This is a genomic window from Aeromonas bivalvium, from assembly GCF_046078285.1.
Taxonomy (GTDB): Bacteria; Pseudomonadota; Gammaproteobacteria; order Enterobacterales; family Aeromonadaceae; genus Aeromonas; species Aeromonas bivalvium.
The window spans coordinates 230,442-246,849 of record NZ_JBGXBV010000004.1; the positions used below are offsets into that span (position 1 = coordinate 230,442).

The 16,408-nt window shown below is 63.7% G+C and carries 11 protein-coding genes; 4 read left to right on the forward strand and 7 right to left on the reverse strand.

Annotation, left to right across the window (positions count from 1 at the left end):
• Position 1: 1 nt before the first annotated feature.
• The 7 genes from ACEUCR_RS12105 to ACEUCR_RS12135 form a co-directional block, all read right to left on the reverse strand.
• Positions 2 to 559, reverse strand: a complete 558-nt coding sequence (locus ACEUCR_RS12105; RefSeq protein WP_111872970.1) for an Lcl C-terminal domain-containing protein — start codon at positions 557 to 559, stop codon at positions 2 to 4.
• The gene (locus ACEUCR_RS12110; RefSeq protein ID WP_408790574.1) at positions 556 to 1,914 is read right to left on the reverse strand and encodes an Lcl C-terminal domain-containing protein; all 1,359 of its coding nucleotides are present in this window, start codon (positions 1,912 to 1,914) and stop codon (positions 556 to 558) included. Before ACEUCR_RS12110 ends, ACEUCR_RS12105 begins: the two co-directional genes overlap by 4 nt.
• Positions 1,915 to 1,976: 62 nt before the next feature.
• Positions 1,977 to 4,391: a proprotein convertase P-domain-containing protein gene (locus tag ACEUCR_RS12115; RefSeq protein WP_408790411.1), complete on the reverse strand. Its 2,415-nt coding sequence runs from the start codon at positions 4,389 to 4,391 to the stop codon at positions 1,977 to 1,979.
• Positions 4,392 to 4,426: 35 nt separating this feature from the next.
• A complete protein-coding gene (locus ACEUCR_RS12120) occupies positions 4,427 to 6,454 on the reverse strand; it encodes a prolyl oligopeptidase family serine peptidase (protein WP_408790414.1) in 2,028 nt (675 codons plus the stop codon).
• Positions 6,454 to 8,613 carry a TonB-dependent hemoglobin/transferrin/lactoferrin family receptor gene (locus ACEUCR_RS12125; RefSeq protein ID WP_408790417.1) on the reverse strand — a complete coding sequence of 720 codons (2,160 nt, stop codon included), beginning with the start codon at positions 8,611 to 8,613 and terminating at the stop codon, positions 6,454 to 6,456. Before ACEUCR_RS12125 ends, ACEUCR_RS12120 begins: the two co-directional genes overlap by 1 nt.
• 258 nt (positions 8,614 to 8,871) lie before the next feature.
• Positions 8,872 to 10,722: a DUF3413 domain-containing protein gene (locus ACEUCR_RS12130; RefSeq protein ID WP_408790419.1), complete on the reverse strand. Its 1,851-nt coding sequence runs from the start codon at positions 10,720 to 10,722 to the stop codon at positions 8,872 to 8,874.
• A gap of 43 nt (positions 10,723 to 10,765) precedes the next feature.
• The gene (locus tag ACEUCR_RS12135; RefSeq protein ID WP_005299589.1) at positions 10,766 to 10,993 is read right to left on the reverse strand and encodes a YejL family protein; all 228 of its coding nucleotides are present in this window, start codon (positions 10,991 to 10,993) and stop codon (positions 10,766 to 10,768) included.
• 73 nt (positions 10,994 to 11,066) lie between these two features.
• On the opposite strand from ACEUCR_RS12135, the gene yejK reads away from it, so the two are divergent.
• The 4 genes from yejK to malG all read left to right on the forward strand — a co-directional run bounded on the left by yejK (position 11,067) and on the right by malG (position 16,315).
• The gene (yejK, locus tag ACEUCR_RS12140) at positions 11,067 to 12,116 is read left to right on the forward strand and encodes a nucleoid-associated protein YejK (RefSeq protein ID WP_408790421.1); all 1,050 of its coding nucleotides are present in this window, start codon (positions 11,067 to 11,069) and stop codon (positions 12,114 to 12,116) included.
• A gap of 397 nt (positions 12,117 to 12,513) precedes the next feature.
• Entirely contained in the window at positions 12,514 to 13,695 is a 1,182-nt protein-coding gene (gene malE, locus ACEUCR_RS12145; RefSeq protein WP_041996447.1) for a maltose/maltodextrin ABC transporter substrate-binding protein MalE, read from the forward strand.
• A 69-nt stretch (positions 13,696 to 13,764) separates the two neighbouring features.
• Positions 13,765 to 15,414, forward strand: coding sequence for a maltose ABC transporter permease MalF (gene malF, locus ACEUCR_RS12150; RefSeq protein ID WP_111872977.1), 1,650 nt, complete (start codon positions 13,765 to 13,767; stop codon positions 15,412 to 15,414).
• Positions 15,415 to 15,424: 10 nt separating this feature from the next.
• Complete coding sequence (gene malG, locus ACEUCR_RS12155) at positions 15,425 to 16,315, forward strand: maltose ABC transporter permease MalG (protein ID WP_041996451.1); 891 nt, start codon at positions 15,425 to 15,427, stop codon at positions 16,313 to 16,315.
• Positions 16,316 to 16,408 lie beyond the last annotated feature (93 nt).

Consider the following 16,408-nt stretch of genomic DNA (forward strand, 5'->3'; position numbering starts at 1 on the left):
CTCAGCGTACCAGCAGCACCTGCTTCGCCCAGGAACCGGGTGAGCGCATGCCGACGGCGCCACTGGTGATGTCCAGATAGGCGACGCCCCTGCTGGCGGGCACCGGGGTCGAGGACCAGAGGTAGACATAGCCGTCGTTCACCTCCTTGCCATCCCCGGCCATGGCGCGGGGGAAGAGGGTTTCGTTGAGCGCCGGCTTGTAGCAGGCGGACTCCAGTATGCTGGTGAGCTCCTTGATGGTGGGCAGGCGCCAATCGGTGTGGCCGCCGAAGCCGTGGAGGGCATGGCTCGGCTCGGTGCGGATCCGCTCTGCGGTCAGCAGGGCCTGCTGCCAGTAGAGCCGGGTCGGCTCGCCGCTGCAGCTTCCATTCTGCCAGCTTTGGCCGAGTTGGCAGCGCATCCAGGTGAGGCCGGAGGCCCGGTCGGTGACGGTGCCGTTGCCGCGATCCAGGAAGCGGGAGCTGGGGCTGGTGCGCGGCAGGGTGTCGTCGCAGATGGCGATGGCCAGTGCCAGGGGGCTGCACAGGGTGAGCAGCAGAGTCAGAAGATACTTGTTCATCGGGTTACCTCGGCCACCAGGCGCAGTTGCAGACCGTTGGCATCATCGCTGTTTTGAACTGTGGTGGCGTAGTCGGTGCCGGCGTCATCGCCGAGGAAGATATGGGCGATGGCGCTCAGGGGGGCGCTCTCGAGGCGCCGGGACGGAGTCAGGGTCTGGCTCCAGTAGTAGCCGCTGAAATCCTTGGTCGTGGTGCCGACATCGGGGAAGTAGCGCACATCCAGGCTGACGAGCTGACCATCCTGGCGGGCGAGGGAACCGTAATGCTGCAGGCTCATCAACTCGCGGGAGTGGGGCAGACGCCAGCCCTGGATGCCGCACAGCTGCTGCGCATCGAGCCATTGGCGATACTGCTCTGTGGTGCAGATGGCCTCCCCCTCGGGGCAGGCGTAGTCCAGCTCCTCCTGGGTGGGCACATAATTGCCGAGGGCCCAGGCGAAGGTGCGGTGTTTGTCTCGCGGACTGTGCGGATCATCGAGCTTCTTCTCCCAGATGAGGCCGGTGTTGAGATCCTCCACGCACTCCCACTGGTCGGCATTGTCCGCCAGGGGCTGCCCCTGGCCGTCCAGCTTGCGATAGCGCAGGGGCGCCTGGCCCAGGCTCGCCTCCTGGCCCGGGTGATCCGCAGGCTCCTGGGTCAGCAGGTAATCCACCCCGTCCGTGTAGGTGGTGACGCCGCCGGCGGTCACCAGGGCCCTGGGTTGCTGCTGCACCAGCACGCTGGCGAGTCGGCTCTGCTGGCTCAGCAGTTCGGGACTGGCGGCAAAGTGGCGGGCGAGCTCGGGCAGCAGGGTGACCAGCCCCTGCCAGATCTGGTGCAGGCGCTCGCCGGCGGCAAGACCGGGCAAGGTGGCGACGTCATCGCGCGCCGCCACGGCCAGCTCGCCGAGGGCGCCATTGAACCCTTCCAGTTGTGCCAGCGCCGCGAGCCCCTGACCCGGTTGCAGGGGTGCCAGGCCACGCAGCAGCTCGGCCAGGGCCTGGGCTGGCGGCAGCCCGTCCGCGACCCGGGTCTGCAACAGCGTGCTCAAGGGGGTGGGGGTGAGGGTCTGATCATCGAGGCGCGCCGCCGGATGGGTCAGGGTCAGGGCGCCCGGATCCCGGGGGATGAACAGCAAGGGGCTGGTGAGCAGGCCGGGGGCGCTGGCGCTCAGCCGATGGGCACCCGCCTCGCCACTGACCACGGGCTCGCCTGGCTCGCAGCTGTCGTTCTGGTTCAGGTTGGCGCACAGGGTGCCCGCCGCCGGCAGCCTGGCCGTGAGGCGGTAGTCGGGGGGAGTCAGGGGCGCATCGTCGGACTCGCCACCGCCACAGGCGCTGAGCAGGGGGACCAGCAGACAGGCCAGCGGTGTCATTCTCATCTTCATTTCTTGTCCTTGGAGGGGCCTTGGCCCCTCTTTGCTTTTACAGGGATGGATCAGCCGCGACGGCAGAGGCGGCGCCAGAGCGCCAGGGGCAGCAGCCAGAGCAGGTTGAAGGCACCGCCACCGCTGCTGTCCGCGGTGTCGAAGTGGATGATGCCGTCATCGGGCAGGGGGGCTGGCTTGCCACACTGGGCGCCGGTGCGCTGGCTGATGCTCCAGCCGTTGATGCGCCCCTGGTTGCCCGGTTTGCTGTCTACCACCTCCAGGGTCCAGCGGCCGGCCAGCGGCTCTCCTGTCAGGGCGCTAAAAGCTTGCAGGGGCAGCAGCTCGGTGGGGAAGACCCCTTTGAGCCGTGGCAACGGGCTGTAGCCCTTGTCCCAGATCTGGATGCGGGTGCCTGAGGGGGAGTTGAGCCAGATCTCCAGCTCATCCAGGGCCTGATGCTGCAAGTCCAGGTTCAGTTGCAGGCGATCGCTCACCCGGTCATCGCTCTTCTCCAGCACCAGGCTGGTTTCGCTGATGCCGCGCACCTCCTCGCTCTGGGCATCCTTGAGGGTCATGGGCTGGCCGCTGGCCCGGCTGATGACGGGGGAGCCGATGGGCAGGGTGAGGGACTGCTGCCACTGGCGCTCGGTCGGGCTGGTGCCGCTCATGGCCAGGTTCACCGAGAGGCTCGCCTCGTCGCCACAGGCGAGCGGGCTGGTGGCCAGCAACCGCAGGGTGGCGGTGAGACTGGCACCTACCGCCAGGGTCGCCGGCTGCCAGGCATGGGGATCGGCCTGCAGGCCGGCGGGCAGGGACAGGGTCAGGGCGTTGAGGGTAACAGGGGTGCTGCCGGCGTTGCTCAGGTGCAGCTGCACCGATTGGCGCTGCCCCCACTCGAGGGCGCCGTCCTCGGTGAGGGCGACATTGACGGGGGCCTGCAACAGGCCGTGCTGGCGAAACGCCTGCTCCAGATGGCGAGCATAGGATCGCGCCGGGTAGAGGCGCGCCGCCGTGTCCACGGTAATGCGGGCCAGCTGCGGCATGCGGATGGCGGGCCCCAGGCCGAAGTGAGACTCGATGACGAGGCGATCGAACTCGTCCCGCGCCCCTTCGCCGTGCTCGGCCACCGAGGCCAGCAGGGCCTGGAACAGCGGGGTGCCCCACAGCTGATCCCCGTTGCTGCCGTTGATGGTGCGGTGGGCCGGGTAGTTGTAGTCCGGGTGGTAGCGGGCCCGAGCATCGTCCAGCTGGCGCGGGGCGCGGTCGGTGAAGCGGGCATCCCAGTTGAACACCATGGCGGGCTCGAACTGGCGCCCCGCCTCGCTGCGCTGACGATGGCTGGCGGCCAGGAAGTCGCCGAACCCCTCACCGATGGCACCCCAGTCCCCCTCTTCCCCGAGATCCGGCAGGATGTGGTGCTGCACCCCGTGGCCGAACTCGTGCCAGATCACCATGGGATCCTCGGCATCGGGGACGCCGCTGCGGCCCAGCTCCAGCCTGCGCTCGAACGGATCATAGAGGGAGTTGTCCTGATAGCCTGCGTCCGTGTCGACGTCGAGGGCGCCGGGGATGAGGTCGGTGAAGCCGAGGGCCTTGAGGTGGCGCTGGGCGAGATCCAGGTGGTAGTAGGCGTTGATGTCGGCAAAGCCCGGGTCGTCCCGAGTCAGGCGAAAGGCCTGCGGGTTGTCCGCCTGGTAGGGAGCCGTGCTGGGTGCCATGGCATCCACCACCCTGGCGTGGGGGCCGCTCAGCACATAGTCCGAGCCCAACAGGGTAACCGGCAGTTCCACCTGGTCCTGATAGGCGGCATCCGCCAGCACCAGGGCCTCGCGCCAGACCAGGCTGGCGTCTTGCAGCTGGGTGCGGGGATCGGGATCGAATACCCGTGCCATGACGTTCTGATCCCCCGCATCCGGGGTGCGCACGGCCTGGGTGCTCGCCTGATCGCCCCAGCGGCCGAGCTCGCGATCCCCCTCGCAACTGGCAAACAGCTGGACCCGGCTGGCCTTGGCATTGCCGTCTTTGTGCTCGCTCACCCGCTGGCGCAGGGCGGGGACCAGGGTGTCGCCGTCACGCCAGTACCAGGCTTCGACCGGCCCCAGCGGGTCTATCTGGCTGCCGTCGGCGCGCAGCTGGCCGAGCAGGGGATCCAGGCTGGTGCTGGCATCGCAGCCGGGCGCGGCGCTCTGCAAGGGGCGCAGGTTGTGATAGAGGCGCCAGGGGCGGCCGGCGCTGTCTATGCTGACGGCGGCCTGGGTGGTGGCCACCGGCAGGCCGTTGACCAGCATGCGAAAGCTGTAGTGATGGCCGAGCAGGCTGGCCCTGTCGTAGTCGGGGGCCAGCGTCACGCCGAGGCGCTGCTCCAGCCAGGCCTGGGGCGTGGTGGAGAGGGGTGACTCATCGACAAACTGCAGCTCGGCCGCCAGCAGGGGCTGGGAGAGCAGGGTTGCCGCCAGCCAGAGGGCCAGGGAGGAGGGTTTCATGGGTGACTCCAAAACAGAAAAGGTGAAAGCGGACATCAGTGACGGACCCCAGCCAGGGAGAGCAGGAAGGCATATTCACGGGCAGCCTTCTGCTGCGCGGTGCCCGCACTGGCGAGATGGCCGCCGTCGAGTTCGGTGTGCAGCAGATAGGGACCGGCCCCCGTGCTGTGGGCCCGCAGGCGGGCCAGCCACTTGAGGGGCTCCCAGTAGGGCACCTGGCTGTCGTGCAGCCCGGCCGTCACATAGAGGGGCGGGTAGGGGGCCGGGTGCAGATTGTCGTAGGGGCTCAGGCGGGCCATGGCCGCATGGTCGGCCGGGATGGCCGGATTGCCCCACTCCCCGTACTCCTGGCGGGTGAGCGGCAGCTCGGGATCCTGCATGGTGCCGAGCAGGTCGACGAAGGGCACCTGCAACACGGCCCCGGCGAAGCGGGTCGGCGCCTGATTGAGGGCCGCCGCCACCAGCAGGCCGCCGGCGCTGCCCCCCATGGCGAACAGCCGGGCGGGGTCGATGGCGGGATCCCGGGCCAGGCTGTCTGCCACCACCAGGAAATCGTCCACGCTGTGTTGTTTCTGCTGGCCGCGACCCTCCTTGTACCACGCCTCCCCCAGCAGGCCCCCGCCGCGCACATGGGCGATGGCGTAGACGAAGCCGCGATCCAGCAGGCTCAACACCTGGGGCTGATAGTAGGGGCGCATGGGGGTGCCATAAGCGCCATAGCCGTAGAGCAGCAGCGCCTTGGGGGAGTGGATGTCCTTGCGCCACACCAGGGAGACAGGCACCTTGACGCCGTCCTTGCCCACCACCCAGCGCCGTTCGCTCTGATAGAGGGGGTTCGCGACCGGTTTGTCAGCGGCTTGCCATTGACCGGAGGCGAGATCCAGCCAGCGCTGGTGCGGCGCCTCGGCCATGCCCTGGCGGCGGATCAGGATCTGCTGGCTGGCGGGATCATGGGCCCCCTGGATCCAGGCCGTGCCGGCCCCTTCGGTGAGCGCCAGGCTGTGGGTCAGCCTGCCGTCTGCATCCAGCACGTCGAGCCAGTCGTCCCCTGCCTTGCGGTATTGCAGCACTGTATAGCGGGCAAACAGGCGCCACTTCTCGATCTCCCGGCCCTCGCCGGACCAGAGGGGCTGCCAGGGGGCGGTGGCCAGGCTCGCCAGGCTGGGCGCCTGATAAAGTCCCATGGCCCCGTCCCGGTTGCTCTTGACAAGCACCCTGTCCCCCTGGGTATCCAGGTAGTATTCGAGCCCATGTTCACGGGCCCTGAGCAGGGTCGGGCCGCCCTTATCCAGCAGGTATTGCTCCGAGCTGTCGTGGTTGTTGCTCTGCAGCACCAGGTGGCGGTTGTCCGTGGTGCGGTAGAGGCTGAGCAGCCAGGCGGGATCGGCCTCCTGGTGCACCAGCGCCTCCTTGCCGGCCTGCCAGGCCCACAGCTGCCAGGGGCGCAGGGTGCGGCGTTCGTTGGCAATGGTGTAAAGGGTCTTGCCATCCAGGCTCCAGAGCAGATCGCTGGCCCGGTGCGCCAGGGTGGCGAGCGTCTCGCCGCTCGCCAGATCCAGCAGGGTGATGCGGTAGTCCCGATCCCCTCGGTTGTCTTCGGCCAGGGCAAGCAGGCGGCCATCCGGGTGCAGGGACCAGGCGGCAAGCTCGTAGTACCCCTCGGCGGGTTGACGGGGGGCCAGTCGCTGGCGGGGGGTGGCATTGGCGTCGCTGCGCTGCCACAGGCTGCCGTCCGCCGCCATGCGCCACTGGCTGCCGGCCGCGCTCAGCCACTCTTCCGGCACGGGCTCGCCCCGCTCTCTGGCCTGCCACTCCCCTTGCAGCGTTGTTTCGAGGGGCTTTTGGGCGGCGAGTTGCTGGTCGGTCCAGCGGTTCTGCTCGCCCAGCAGCGCCAGCAGATCGGGGGCGCGGCGACTGTCGTCACGCCAGCCGCCATAGGGATCGAGGCGGGCTATCTCCCCCTTCATCAGTTGTGGACGCTCGGGGATCAAGGGCGCTGCCTCCTGGGTTGCCTCAGGAAGCGGGGTGGCCAGCAGGCTGGCCAGTATCAGCAGGCTGTGCATCAGATCCCCACGAAGGTGTAGCGCAGGCTGGCACTCAAGGTGCGGCCGCTCTGGGTGAAGAGGGAGGCGTCGGTACCGGCTTCCAGCCCGGCCACGTCCTGATAGCGGGTGTAGCGGGTGTCGAACAGGTTATCGAGCTTGACATTGACCTTGAGGGCATCGGTGATCAGCCAGTCCGCCGTCAGGCCCAGGCTGAACCAGCCCGCGCTGGTGAGGCAGGCATCCTGGCGCTTGGTCAGGCTGTTGCCGCAGCTGGGCACCCGGTTCATGGCGGCGGCGTAGTCCGCCTGCACCCCCAGGCTCCAGTCATGGGTCTGGTAGCTCAGGCGGGTGTTGCCCTCCAGCGGGGTCAGGGTACGCAGTGCCTCGCCCTGGCTGTCTTCCCCGTCGACCCAGCCGAGCTTGGTGGCCAGCTCCCACTCCTGGGTCAGCCAGTAGCTGGCGGCGAGTTCCGCGCCCCAGGTTTCGGCCTTGGCCACATTGCGGTACTGGCGCAGGATGACACCGTCACTCAGGCGCAGCCCCACCTCGCGCCAGTCGATGAAGTTGTAGTAGCGGTTGTAGAAGAGGGCCGGCTTGATGCTCCAGCTCTCCCCCTCGCCACTGATCCCCCATTCGAAGCTGTGGCTGGTCTCCTCCTGCAGCTCGGTATTGGCGATGATCTGGAATGGCGGCAGGGCGAAGTAGTGGGGGATGTTGCCGTACACCTTGTCGTAGGAAGGGGCCCGAAAGCCGTTGGCATAGCTGAGCCAGCTGCGCCACTGCTCGTTGATGCGGTAGCTGGTGGCCAGGCTGGGGGAGAGATGCCAGCTGTGGTTCTCGCCCTGGTTGCCCTCTTGCGGGCGCAGCCACTGGTGATCCATGCGCAGGGTAGGGGTGAATTGCCAGCGGCCCAGGGTCGCCACGTCGCCGAGCCAGACCCCGGCCCGGTCGGTGCGGGCACTGCTGAAGGGCTCGGACTGGCTGGGCTGGGGTACTCCCGCCTCCAGGCTCAGCTTCTCCACCGGCCGCTCGTGGCGGGTGCTCTCCAGCTCGACGCCATAGCTCAGCTTGTGGGCGATGGCGCCGGTGACGAGATCCCGGCGCACGTCCAGCTCGCTGCCGATGCGCTTTTCGGTGAAGGTGGCGATCTCCCGCTCGCTGCGGTAGCGGGGATAGCCGCTCAGCAGATCGTTTTGCAGCAGGCTGCGCTTGGTGGCAGTGTTCTTGGAGTGGTTGCCATAGAGGCTCCAGGTGAACTGATCCGCCAGCAGGCTGTCGAGACCGCTCGCCTCCCAGCCAAGCTTGCCCCCCTGGGTGCGTTGAGTGCCCTGCTCGTGGTATTGGCGTACCTGCCACTTGCCGTCGGGCTGGGGCACTTCGCGCGGTCCCTGATCCCGCTTCGCATTGTCCTCGAAGTAGTCGAGCTCCAGGCGCAGCAGGTGGTGATCGCTTAAGGGGAAGCGGGAGCTGGTGGAGGCGCTGAAACCGTCCAGGTCCGCCGGGATGCGGCTCTCGTCATAGTTGGCGGTCTCGTGCCCCTGCCAGCCGGAGACCCGCAGCAGGTGCTCGCTATCCAGTACCCGGGCGGCGCCGGTGGCGCTCAGCTTCTGCTTGTCGCTGCTGCCGTCCTGCAGCACCTTGCCGCCGAGATAGGCATCCTGCCCCTGCAGGTAGTCTTCCGGTTGCTTGGTGGAGATGACGATGGTGCCGCCGATGGCGTCGGAGCCATGGAGTGACGATCCCGCTCCCTTGGCCACTTCTATCTGCTTGACGTCATCGAGATCGAAGCTGAAACGGCCCACCTTGTCGTTGAGGTCGTCGGCGCCGAAGCCGTCGCTGACCCGCACCCCATCCTTGATGATGAGCACCCGGTTGCCGCCCATGCCGCGGATGATGATGTTCTGCGGCCGACCGGCGGAGCCGGTCACCGAGACCCCGGGCTCGTTCTTGAACACGTCGGTGAGCTCGGTGGCGACCTGGCGCTCCAGATCTTCCTCCGTGATGACGGTGATGGAGCCGGAGACATCGGAGAGCTTCTGCTCGACGCGTTGTCCCTTGACCATGATGGTCTCATGGACCAGGGGGACAGGGGCGGGCGAACCGGTCTGGGCCGGCTCGCTGGCGGCCAGGGCTGTCCCGGACAGCAGCATGGGCCAGTAATGAACGGGTAATTTCATAAATGATAATGATTATTGTTTTAGCCTGAAGGGCGCGGATTATTGCAGATGAACCCTATCGTATCAATGATTGATAATCATTATCACTTCAGTTTTATGATCTTGATCGTATTGGCTTTTTTTGAGAGAGAAATCACTAGCCGAGAGGAATACGTTTTCGGATGACACTGTCAGGGAGACAGAAGGGGGGCGCCAGCGGGATCCCGTGGCAATAAAAAGCCCGCCGAGAGGGCGGGCTGATGGGACTCGTCGATCGGGCTAGGGAGCGCGATAGAAGCGGTTGAGCTCGTTCATCACCTGGATCATGGCTCCCATGTCCGGGGTGGCGTGCTGGATGTGGCGATAGCTGTCCCAGTCGCGCAGCTCGAAGTCTCCCTGACGGTTGAACTCGGTGATGGTCTTGCCCTGATAGATGGCAAAATCATTCTGATCGCCGGCCAGCAGCCAGTTGCGCTGGCCCGGCTCGAACAGGGTGCGGCCGCTGGTGTAGTCCCGCTCAGGATTGCGCACCCCCAGCATATTGGGCATCAGGGTCGGTACCAGATCCATGTGGCTGGTCCCCTGCGCTATGCTGGCGGCGGCCTTGCCCGGCCAGGCCAGCACCAGGGGCACCTGCACCTGGTAGCGGGAGTAGTTGGTGCCCGAACCCCAGCTGTTGCGCTCAGTGTCGTTGAATTCCTGACCATGGTTGGCGGTGACGACCACTATGGTCTCATCGGCGAGGCCCTGCTGCTGCAGCTGGCTCAGCATCTGTTCGAGCTGCTGGTCGGCATAGAAGACGGCATTCTTGTAGCGGTTCTCCAGCTTCTGGCGGTTCTCCGGGCGATAGGCGGTGGCCGGGTTGAACCGGGTCAGCTCGGGCTGGAAGGGGCCCTTGACGCCGGCAGGCACCTGATAGTCCCCCGGACCCGACAGATAGACCAGGGAGAACCAGGGCCTGTCGCTCGGACGCTGTGCCAGCCACTGCTGCCAGTCCGCCACCAGCTTGCCGTCATCTTGCTGCCGTGACACGAACACCTGCTTGCGCAGCCCGGCGAGTATGCTCTGGCGGTACTTCTCGGCATCATCAAGGGCGCCAAACAGGCCGAATTCGTAATCCTGGCGCAGCATCTCGTCCAGCAGGACCGGCGGCGTCTTGTCCAGACGAATGTCGTTGTAGTAGTGGCCGGGCAGGCCATAGAAGAGGCTGAACATGCCCATGACATCGTCGTTGCCGCCGCTCAGGTGATGGCGGAAATTGAGGTGCTGATCCGCATAGCGTTGCAGATTGGGCATGTTGATGTTGTTGAGCATGTCATAGCGCAGTGAGTCCACCACCACGATCAGCAGGTTCTGATGGGCCGTGGGGGCGCTGACGCTCAGGGGGCGCAGCGGGTAGCGCAGGCGGCTGTCGCCATCGCCGTCCTGGGATTCGGCCTTCTTCTCGTACTGATCCAGATCCAGCCAGCCATGCTTGACCAGGAAGCTCTTGGCCGTCATGGGGTAGGAGAGTGGGAAGTTCGCCTTCTGCATGGTGATGGGCTGATACAGGGTGGCGTCGGCCCAGCTGTTGACCACATGGGTCAGGATGAAGCAGGCGAGCAGGGCCAGCCCGACATGGTTGCCGTACTGGCGGCGCTTGCGCTTGTTGATCTTGCGCCACACATAGGCCGACAGCAGCAGTTGCAGCAGGAAGATGGTGGGCACGGCGACGAAGATGATGCTCCAGATAGAGCCCTCTTCGGTCTGGGCCTGTTCCAGCAGCAGTTGCCATACCTGGCCGTTCAAGTGGAACTTGAACAGCCGGAACACCTGGGTGTCGATGAGCAGCAACACCAACGCCAGGGTGGCCACCACGGCGGAGACGAAGCGCAGCAGCTTCTCCCTGGGCAGCACGAAGCTCAAGGGGAAGATGGTCAGCAGATAGGTGACGAAGCTCAGGAAGGAGAAGTGGCCAATCCAGCTGATGATGAGGTAGACGACCCCGAGGGTGGTCGATGGCCAGCCGATGGCGCCCAGATAACGGGTGGCGATCAGCATGGCCAGGATGATGTTGAAGAAGGAGAACCAATGCCCCCAGGTGATCAGGCGAGAAACATTATCACGATAGGGGTTGCCGGTTTCGACCATAGTGATCCATCTACTTGAAAAACATCAAAGAATGCGAAGAAACTCAATGGGCATCGTGGCGATGATCCACCGAGGCGGTGAGAGCCTGGATGAACTTTTCGGTGATCGCCTGACGCTGGGCCGGGGCCATGCCATTGATGATGTTGGTGGTCAGATTGCCGAGCACCATGAGACTGAGATCCACCGGCGCCTTGTGCTTTTCCAGGGCGGTGATCAGGTCGTTCATCAGGGCGTCAAATTGCTCGTTATTGTACTTTGATACGATGGGCATAATCTTGGGTTCATCTCGGTTCAAAGCGCCTTATAATACTTCACCCTTTCGGCTAACACTATGGCTTTGTGACATGAGTCTCGATATCGACAAGATCATTCTTCACTCCCTGCGCCCTGGCAGTGACGGTCAACCCCACGCCGATACCCGCAGCCAGACGCTGGTCCCTGACGAGGCGGTGCAGGGGCTGATGGCAGAGCTGCATCGCATCTACAACGGCAAGGGGGGCAAGGGGTTCGGTTTCTTTGCCGATCCAGAGGCGGCCGTCGCCGAGCTGGCGGACGGTGAAGAGGCACCCAAGCAGCCGTCTCCCGCCTTTCGCATCGCCCTCGAGCAACTGCTCGGCGAGCAGATGGAGTTTGTCCCCTTCTCGGTCAGCATGACCCAGCTGCTGGTGCAGCATCTGGTGGAGCATGCCCTGGACGAGCAGGGGGTATTGCTGTTTGCCAAATACAACTATGTCGGGGTCGATTATCTGATGATGGCCCTGCTGGAGGGCAAGGAGAGCGTGACCGTGAGCGAGGCGCTCGAGCTCAGCCATATTCAATATCTCGACATCGGCAAGCTTAATCTGGTGGCCCGCATCGATTTGACCGAATGGCAAACCCAGCCCGATTCTCGCCGCTATATCACCTTCAGCAAGGGACGGGTCGGGCGCAAGCTCGGGGATTTTTTCCTCGATGTATTGGGAGCCCGGGAAGGCATGGATGCCAAGCTGCAAAATAAAGGCTTGCTGCAGGCGGTGGAGGATTATTGCGACAGCCAGCAGCTGGAGCCGGCCGAGCGCAATGATTACAAGAAGCAGGTCTTCAAATATTGCACCGAGCAGGCCAGCGCCGGCGAGGAGATAGAAATTCGCGAATTGTCCGCCGAATTGCCGGGGGACAATGATCTCGATTTCTACAGCTTCATCGGCAAGGAGTACGAGCTGGAGGACCGCTTCCCGGCGGACCGCTCCACCCTGCGGGGGCTGACCAAGTTTGTCGGCTCAGGTGGCGGCCTGACCCTGAGCTTCGAGCAGAAACTGCTGAACAGCCGGATCTTCTACGACCCCCAGACCGACACCCTGACCATCAGAGGGGTGCCGCCCAACCTCAAGGATCAGCTCACCCGCTCCTCGTAATGTGATCCGTCCCTGATTTTTGCCAAAAAGGCACCCGGCCTGGCCCGGGTGCCTTTTTATTTTGCCCGCGGGCAGGGCAAGAAACCGGGCAGGTGCTTTAGTTAGCAAATTAAACCATGAAGCCACTCTGAAAGGGTTTTCAGTCCAATGAAAACCCTTTCAATTATGTAATTATGTTTCAGTTAGGTAACTTATTTCCCTTATTGGTAAGAGGGGGGTGGCGGTAAAATGCGGTAACTACCTGAAACAAGAAAATGTTTTCAGAACTTTCTGGAAAGAAGTACGTAATTGCATTTCAAAAATGCGAGTTGCGTCATGTGAGGCAATTGGGCTTTGGGATAATATTCATCCTGCACACAATGCTCTTGCAGCGCGGTACAACAACAAGGAAAGGCTCATGAAAAAGACATTACTCTCTTCTCTGATCGGTTTGGCTACCCTGGGTGTGGCTTGCTCTGCCACTGCGGCTATCGACGAGGGTCAACTGACCATCTGGATCAACGGCGACAAGGGTTACAATGGCCTGGCCGAAGTGGGCAAGCAGTTCGAAGCCGAGACCGGCATCAAGGTAACCGTGGCGCACCCGGATCAGGTGGAAGTGAAGTTCCAGCAAGCCGCCGCCACCGGCAACGGCCCGGACATCTTCCTGTGGGCCCACGACCGTTACGGTGAGTGGGTCAAGTCCGGTCTGCTGGTGCCCGTCACCCCGAATGCCGACGAGAAGGCCAAGTTCGAGCAGTTCGCCTGGGATGCCATGTCCGTCGATGGCAAGACCTACGGTTACCCGGTTGCCGTTGAAGCCGTGAGCCTGATCTACAACAAGGACCTGCTGCCCGAGCCGCCCAAGACCTTCGAAGAGATCGCCAAGATCGACGAAGCCCTGAAAAAAGATGGCAAGCGCGCCATCATGTGGGCCTATGACACCCCCTATTTCAGCTACCCCCTGGTGGCTGCCAACGGTGGCTACGCCTTCAAGAAGACCGCCACCGGTTATGACGTGAAAGACACCGGCGTCAACAACGCAGGTGCCAAGGCGGGCGTGGGTTACATTGCCGACATGATCAAATCCGGTCACCTGGAGAAGGGCATCGACTACGGCGTCATGGATGCCAAGTTCAACAAGGGCGAAGTGGCCATGATGATCAACGGTCCCTGGGCCTGGAGCAACCTGGACAAGAGCGGCATCAAGTACGGCGTCGCGCCGCTGCCGACCCTGAACGGCAAGCCGGCCAAGGCCTTCGTCGGCGTGCTGGGCGCCACCATCAACGCCGCCAGCCCGAACAAGGATCTGGCCGTCGAGTTCCTGGAAAACTACCTGCTGACCGACAAGGGACTGGCTGCGGTGAATGCGGACAAGCCCCTGGGCGCCGTGGCACTCAAATCCTTCCAGAAGACCCTGGAATCCGATGCCAACATCAAGGCGACCATGATGAACGCGCAAAATGGCGAGCCGATGCCGTCCGTGCCCGAGATGAGCCGCTTCTGGTCTTCCTTTGAAACAGCCCTCAAGAACGTCACCTCAGGCCGTCAGGGTGTCGATGAAGCCCTGGATACCGCTGCCAAGCGTATCGTTCAGTAAGCAAGCACTACCCGGGAGGCCTTCGGGCCTCCCACTTTTCCTCCCCTTGGCGTAATAAGGTTAAATGGCATGGAAGTAGTACCTTCTCTCGAATCCTATGCCGGTCCCAATGACAAGCACACCTGGCTTAAGTGGACCATGGCGGCGCTGATTGCCGTGCTCAACGGCTATGCGGCCGTGATGATGTATGCCAGCGGCGAATGGGTGTTTGCCCTGCTCGATCTGCTGGTGGTCTCCGTTGGCCTCTACGTCTTCATGAACAAGAAGACCTATGCCCATCGCTACATCTTTCCCGGTGTGGCAGGCATGGTGGTTTTCATCATCTTCCCGCTCGCCTACACCATAGGCATAGCGTTTACCAACTATTCAGGCGCGAACCTGCTCTCGGTCGAGCAGGCGCGCAATTATCATCTCAAGAAGAGTTACAAGGTCGCCGGCGGCGAGTTTGACTTCACCCTGCTCAAAGGGGAGAACAACCAGTATCAGCTGCTGCTCACCCAGGATGGTCGCCGCTTCGTCAGCCCCTCCCTGACGCTGATGGACAACAAGAGCCGCAGCCAGGCAGAGCGTCAGGCCAGCCTGATTGACACCGAGCAGCAGGTCACCCTGGTGCCCCTCGAGGGAGAGCCGGCCTTCTCGCCTGCGCCGATCCGCGAGATCGTCGCCCACAGGACCCACCTCTCCGAGCTGGATCTGGTGCTGCCCGAAGGGGGCATACAGCTCACCATGAGCAGCCTGCGCAAGTTCGCGGCGCAAAAGCCCCTCTATACCCAGCTGACGGACGGTGTGGTGCTGAAATCCGGGGTCATGCTCAAGGAGAGCAACCTGCTGCGGGACAACCAGCGCAACGAGCTGATGATGCCCAACCCAGAGACAGGTTTTTACCAGTACATCGACGAGCAGGGCCAGTTTGTCGGCAAGAGCGTGGCCCCGGGCTTCGTGGTCGCCGTCGGTTGGAAGAACTTCACCCGCATCCTCACCGATCCGGGCATCCAGGGCCCCTTCTTCCAGATCTTCGTCTGGACCGTCATCTTCTCGACCTGCTCCGTGCTGTTCACCCTGGCCATCGGCATGGTCGTCGCCTGCCTGGTGCAGTGGGAGCAGCTCAGGGGGCGTGGCTTCTACCGGGTCATGCTGATCCTGCCCTACGCCATCCCGGCCTTTATCTCCATCCTGGTGTTCAAGGGCCTGTTCAACCAGAACTTCGGCGAGATCAACCTGTTCCTGGAAGCGGCGTTCGGCATCAAGCCGGACTGGTATACCAACCCCTTCCTGGCCAAGGTGATGATCCTCATCGTCAACACCTGGCTCGGCTACCCCTACATGATGATCCTGTGCATGGGGCTGCTCAAGGCCATCCCGGACGATCTCTACGAGGCGTCCGCCATGGACGGCGCCGGCCCTGTCCAGAACTTCTTCAAGATCACGGTGCCGCTGTTGATGAAGCCGCTCACGCCGCTGCTCATTGCCTCGTTTGCCTTCAACTTCAACAACTTCGTGCTTATCCAGTTGTTGACCAATGGGGCGCCGGACATCATAGGGGCCAGTACCCCGGCCGGGACCACGGATCTGCTGGTGAGCTACACCTACCGGATCGCGTTCCAGGGTTCCGGTGGCCAGGACTACGGTCTGGCCAGCGCCATCGCCACCGCCATCTTCCTGATCGTCGGGGCCCTGGCACTGCTCAACCTCAAGCTTTCCAAAGCTGATCAACTGTAAGGGGCGGCCAATGGCTATCGTACAACCCAAGTCTGTCAAATACCGGGTGTGGGCCACCCACCTGGTGATGTGGTGCTTCCTGGCGTTGATCATCTTCCCGCTGATCATGGTCATCGCCATCTCGTTTCGTAACGGCAACTTCTCGGTGGGGGAGATCATCCCCTCCAATCCGACCCTGGATCACTGGAAGCTGGCGCTCGGCATGACCATCACCAATGCCGATGGCAGCGTCACGCCGCCGCCCTTCCCCGTGCTGACCTGGCTGTGGAACTCCATCAAGGTGGCCGGAGTCACGGCGCTGATGATAGTGGTGCTCTCCACCACCTGCGCCTATGCCTTCGCCCGCCTGCGCTTTCGTGGCAAGCAGACCATCCTCAAGGGGATGCTGATCTTCCAGATGTTCCCGGCCGTGCTGGCCCTGGTGGCCATCTATGCCCTGTTCAACAAGATAGGGGAGTACATTCCCTGGCTTGGCCTCAACACCCACGGCGGCCTGATCCTGGCCTACATGGGGGGCATAGCGTTGCACGTGTGGACCATCAAGGGCTACTTCGAGACCATCGACTCCTCCCTGGAAGAGGCGGCGGCCATCGATGGTGCCACCCCGTGGCAGGCGTTCAGGCTGATCCTGCTGCCCCTGTCGGTGCCCATCCTGGCGGTGGTCTTCATCCTCTCCTTCATCGGGGCCATCACAGAGGTGCCCATGGCCTCCATCCTGCTGCAGGATGTGGACAATCTGACCCTGGCGGTCGGGGCCCAGCAGTACCTCTATCCCCAGAACTACCTGTGGGGCGACTTCGCCGCGGCCGCCGTGCTGTCCGGCCTGCCCATCACCCTGGTGTTCCTGCTGGCTCAGCGCTGGCTGGTGGGCGGTCTTACCGCCGGCGGGGTGAAAGGGTAAGTGCGCCTGCCCGGCAGCCAGCACCAAGGTGCAGCTGTGCGGGCGGCGTCAAAGATCAAGGTTTATGGCCGGGGGAGGCGACTCCCCCCGCCG

Excerpts from the sequence above, each read along its gene's own strand:
- ACEUCR_RS12110 (WP_408790574.1), bottom strand. The coding sequence starts at position 1,914 with ATGACACCGCTGGCCTGTCTGCTGGTCCCCCTGCTCAGCGCCTGTGGC.
- ACEUCR_RS12105 (WP_111872970.1), bottom strand. The coding sequence starts at position 559 with ATGAACAAGTATCTTCTGACTCTGCTGCTCACCCTGTGCAGCCCCCTG.
- yejK (WP_408790421.1), top strand. The coding sequence starts at position 11,067 with ATGAGTCTCGATATCGACAAGATCATTCTTCACTCCCTGCGCCCTGGC.
- ACEUCR_RS12130 (WP_408790419.1), bottom strand. The coding sequence starts at position 10,722 with ATGGTCGAAACCGGCAACCCCTATCGTGATAATGTTTCTCGCCTGATC.
- ACEUCR_RS12135 (WP_005299589.1), bottom strand. The coding sequence starts at position 10,993 with ATGCCCATCGTATCAAAGTACAATAACGAGCAATTTGACGCCCTGATG.
- ACEUCR_RS12125 (WP_408790417.1), bottom strand. The coding sequence starts at position 8,613 with ATGAAATTACCCGTTCATTACTGGCCCATGCTGCTGTCCGGGACAGCC.
- ACEUCR_RS12120 (WP_408790414.1), bottom strand. The coding sequence starts at position 6,454 with ATGCACAGCCTGCTGATACTGGCCAGCCTGCTGGCCACCCCGCTTCCT.
- malG (WP_041996451.1), top strand. The coding sequence starts at position 15,425 with ATGGCTATCGTACAACCCAAGTCTGTCAAATACCGGGTGTGGGCCACC.
- ACEUCR_RS12115 (WP_408790411.1), bottom strand. The coding sequence starts at position 4,391 with ATGAAACCCTCCTCCCTGGCCCTCTGGCTGGCGGCAACCCTGCTCTCC.
- malE (WP_041996447.1), top strand. The coding sequence starts at position 12,514 with ATGAAAAAGACATTACTCTCTTCTCTGATCGGTTTGGCTACCCTGGGT.
- malF (WP_111872977.1), top strand. The coding sequence starts at position 13,765 with ATGGAAGTAGTACCTTCTCTCGAATCCTATGCCGGTCCCAATGACAAG.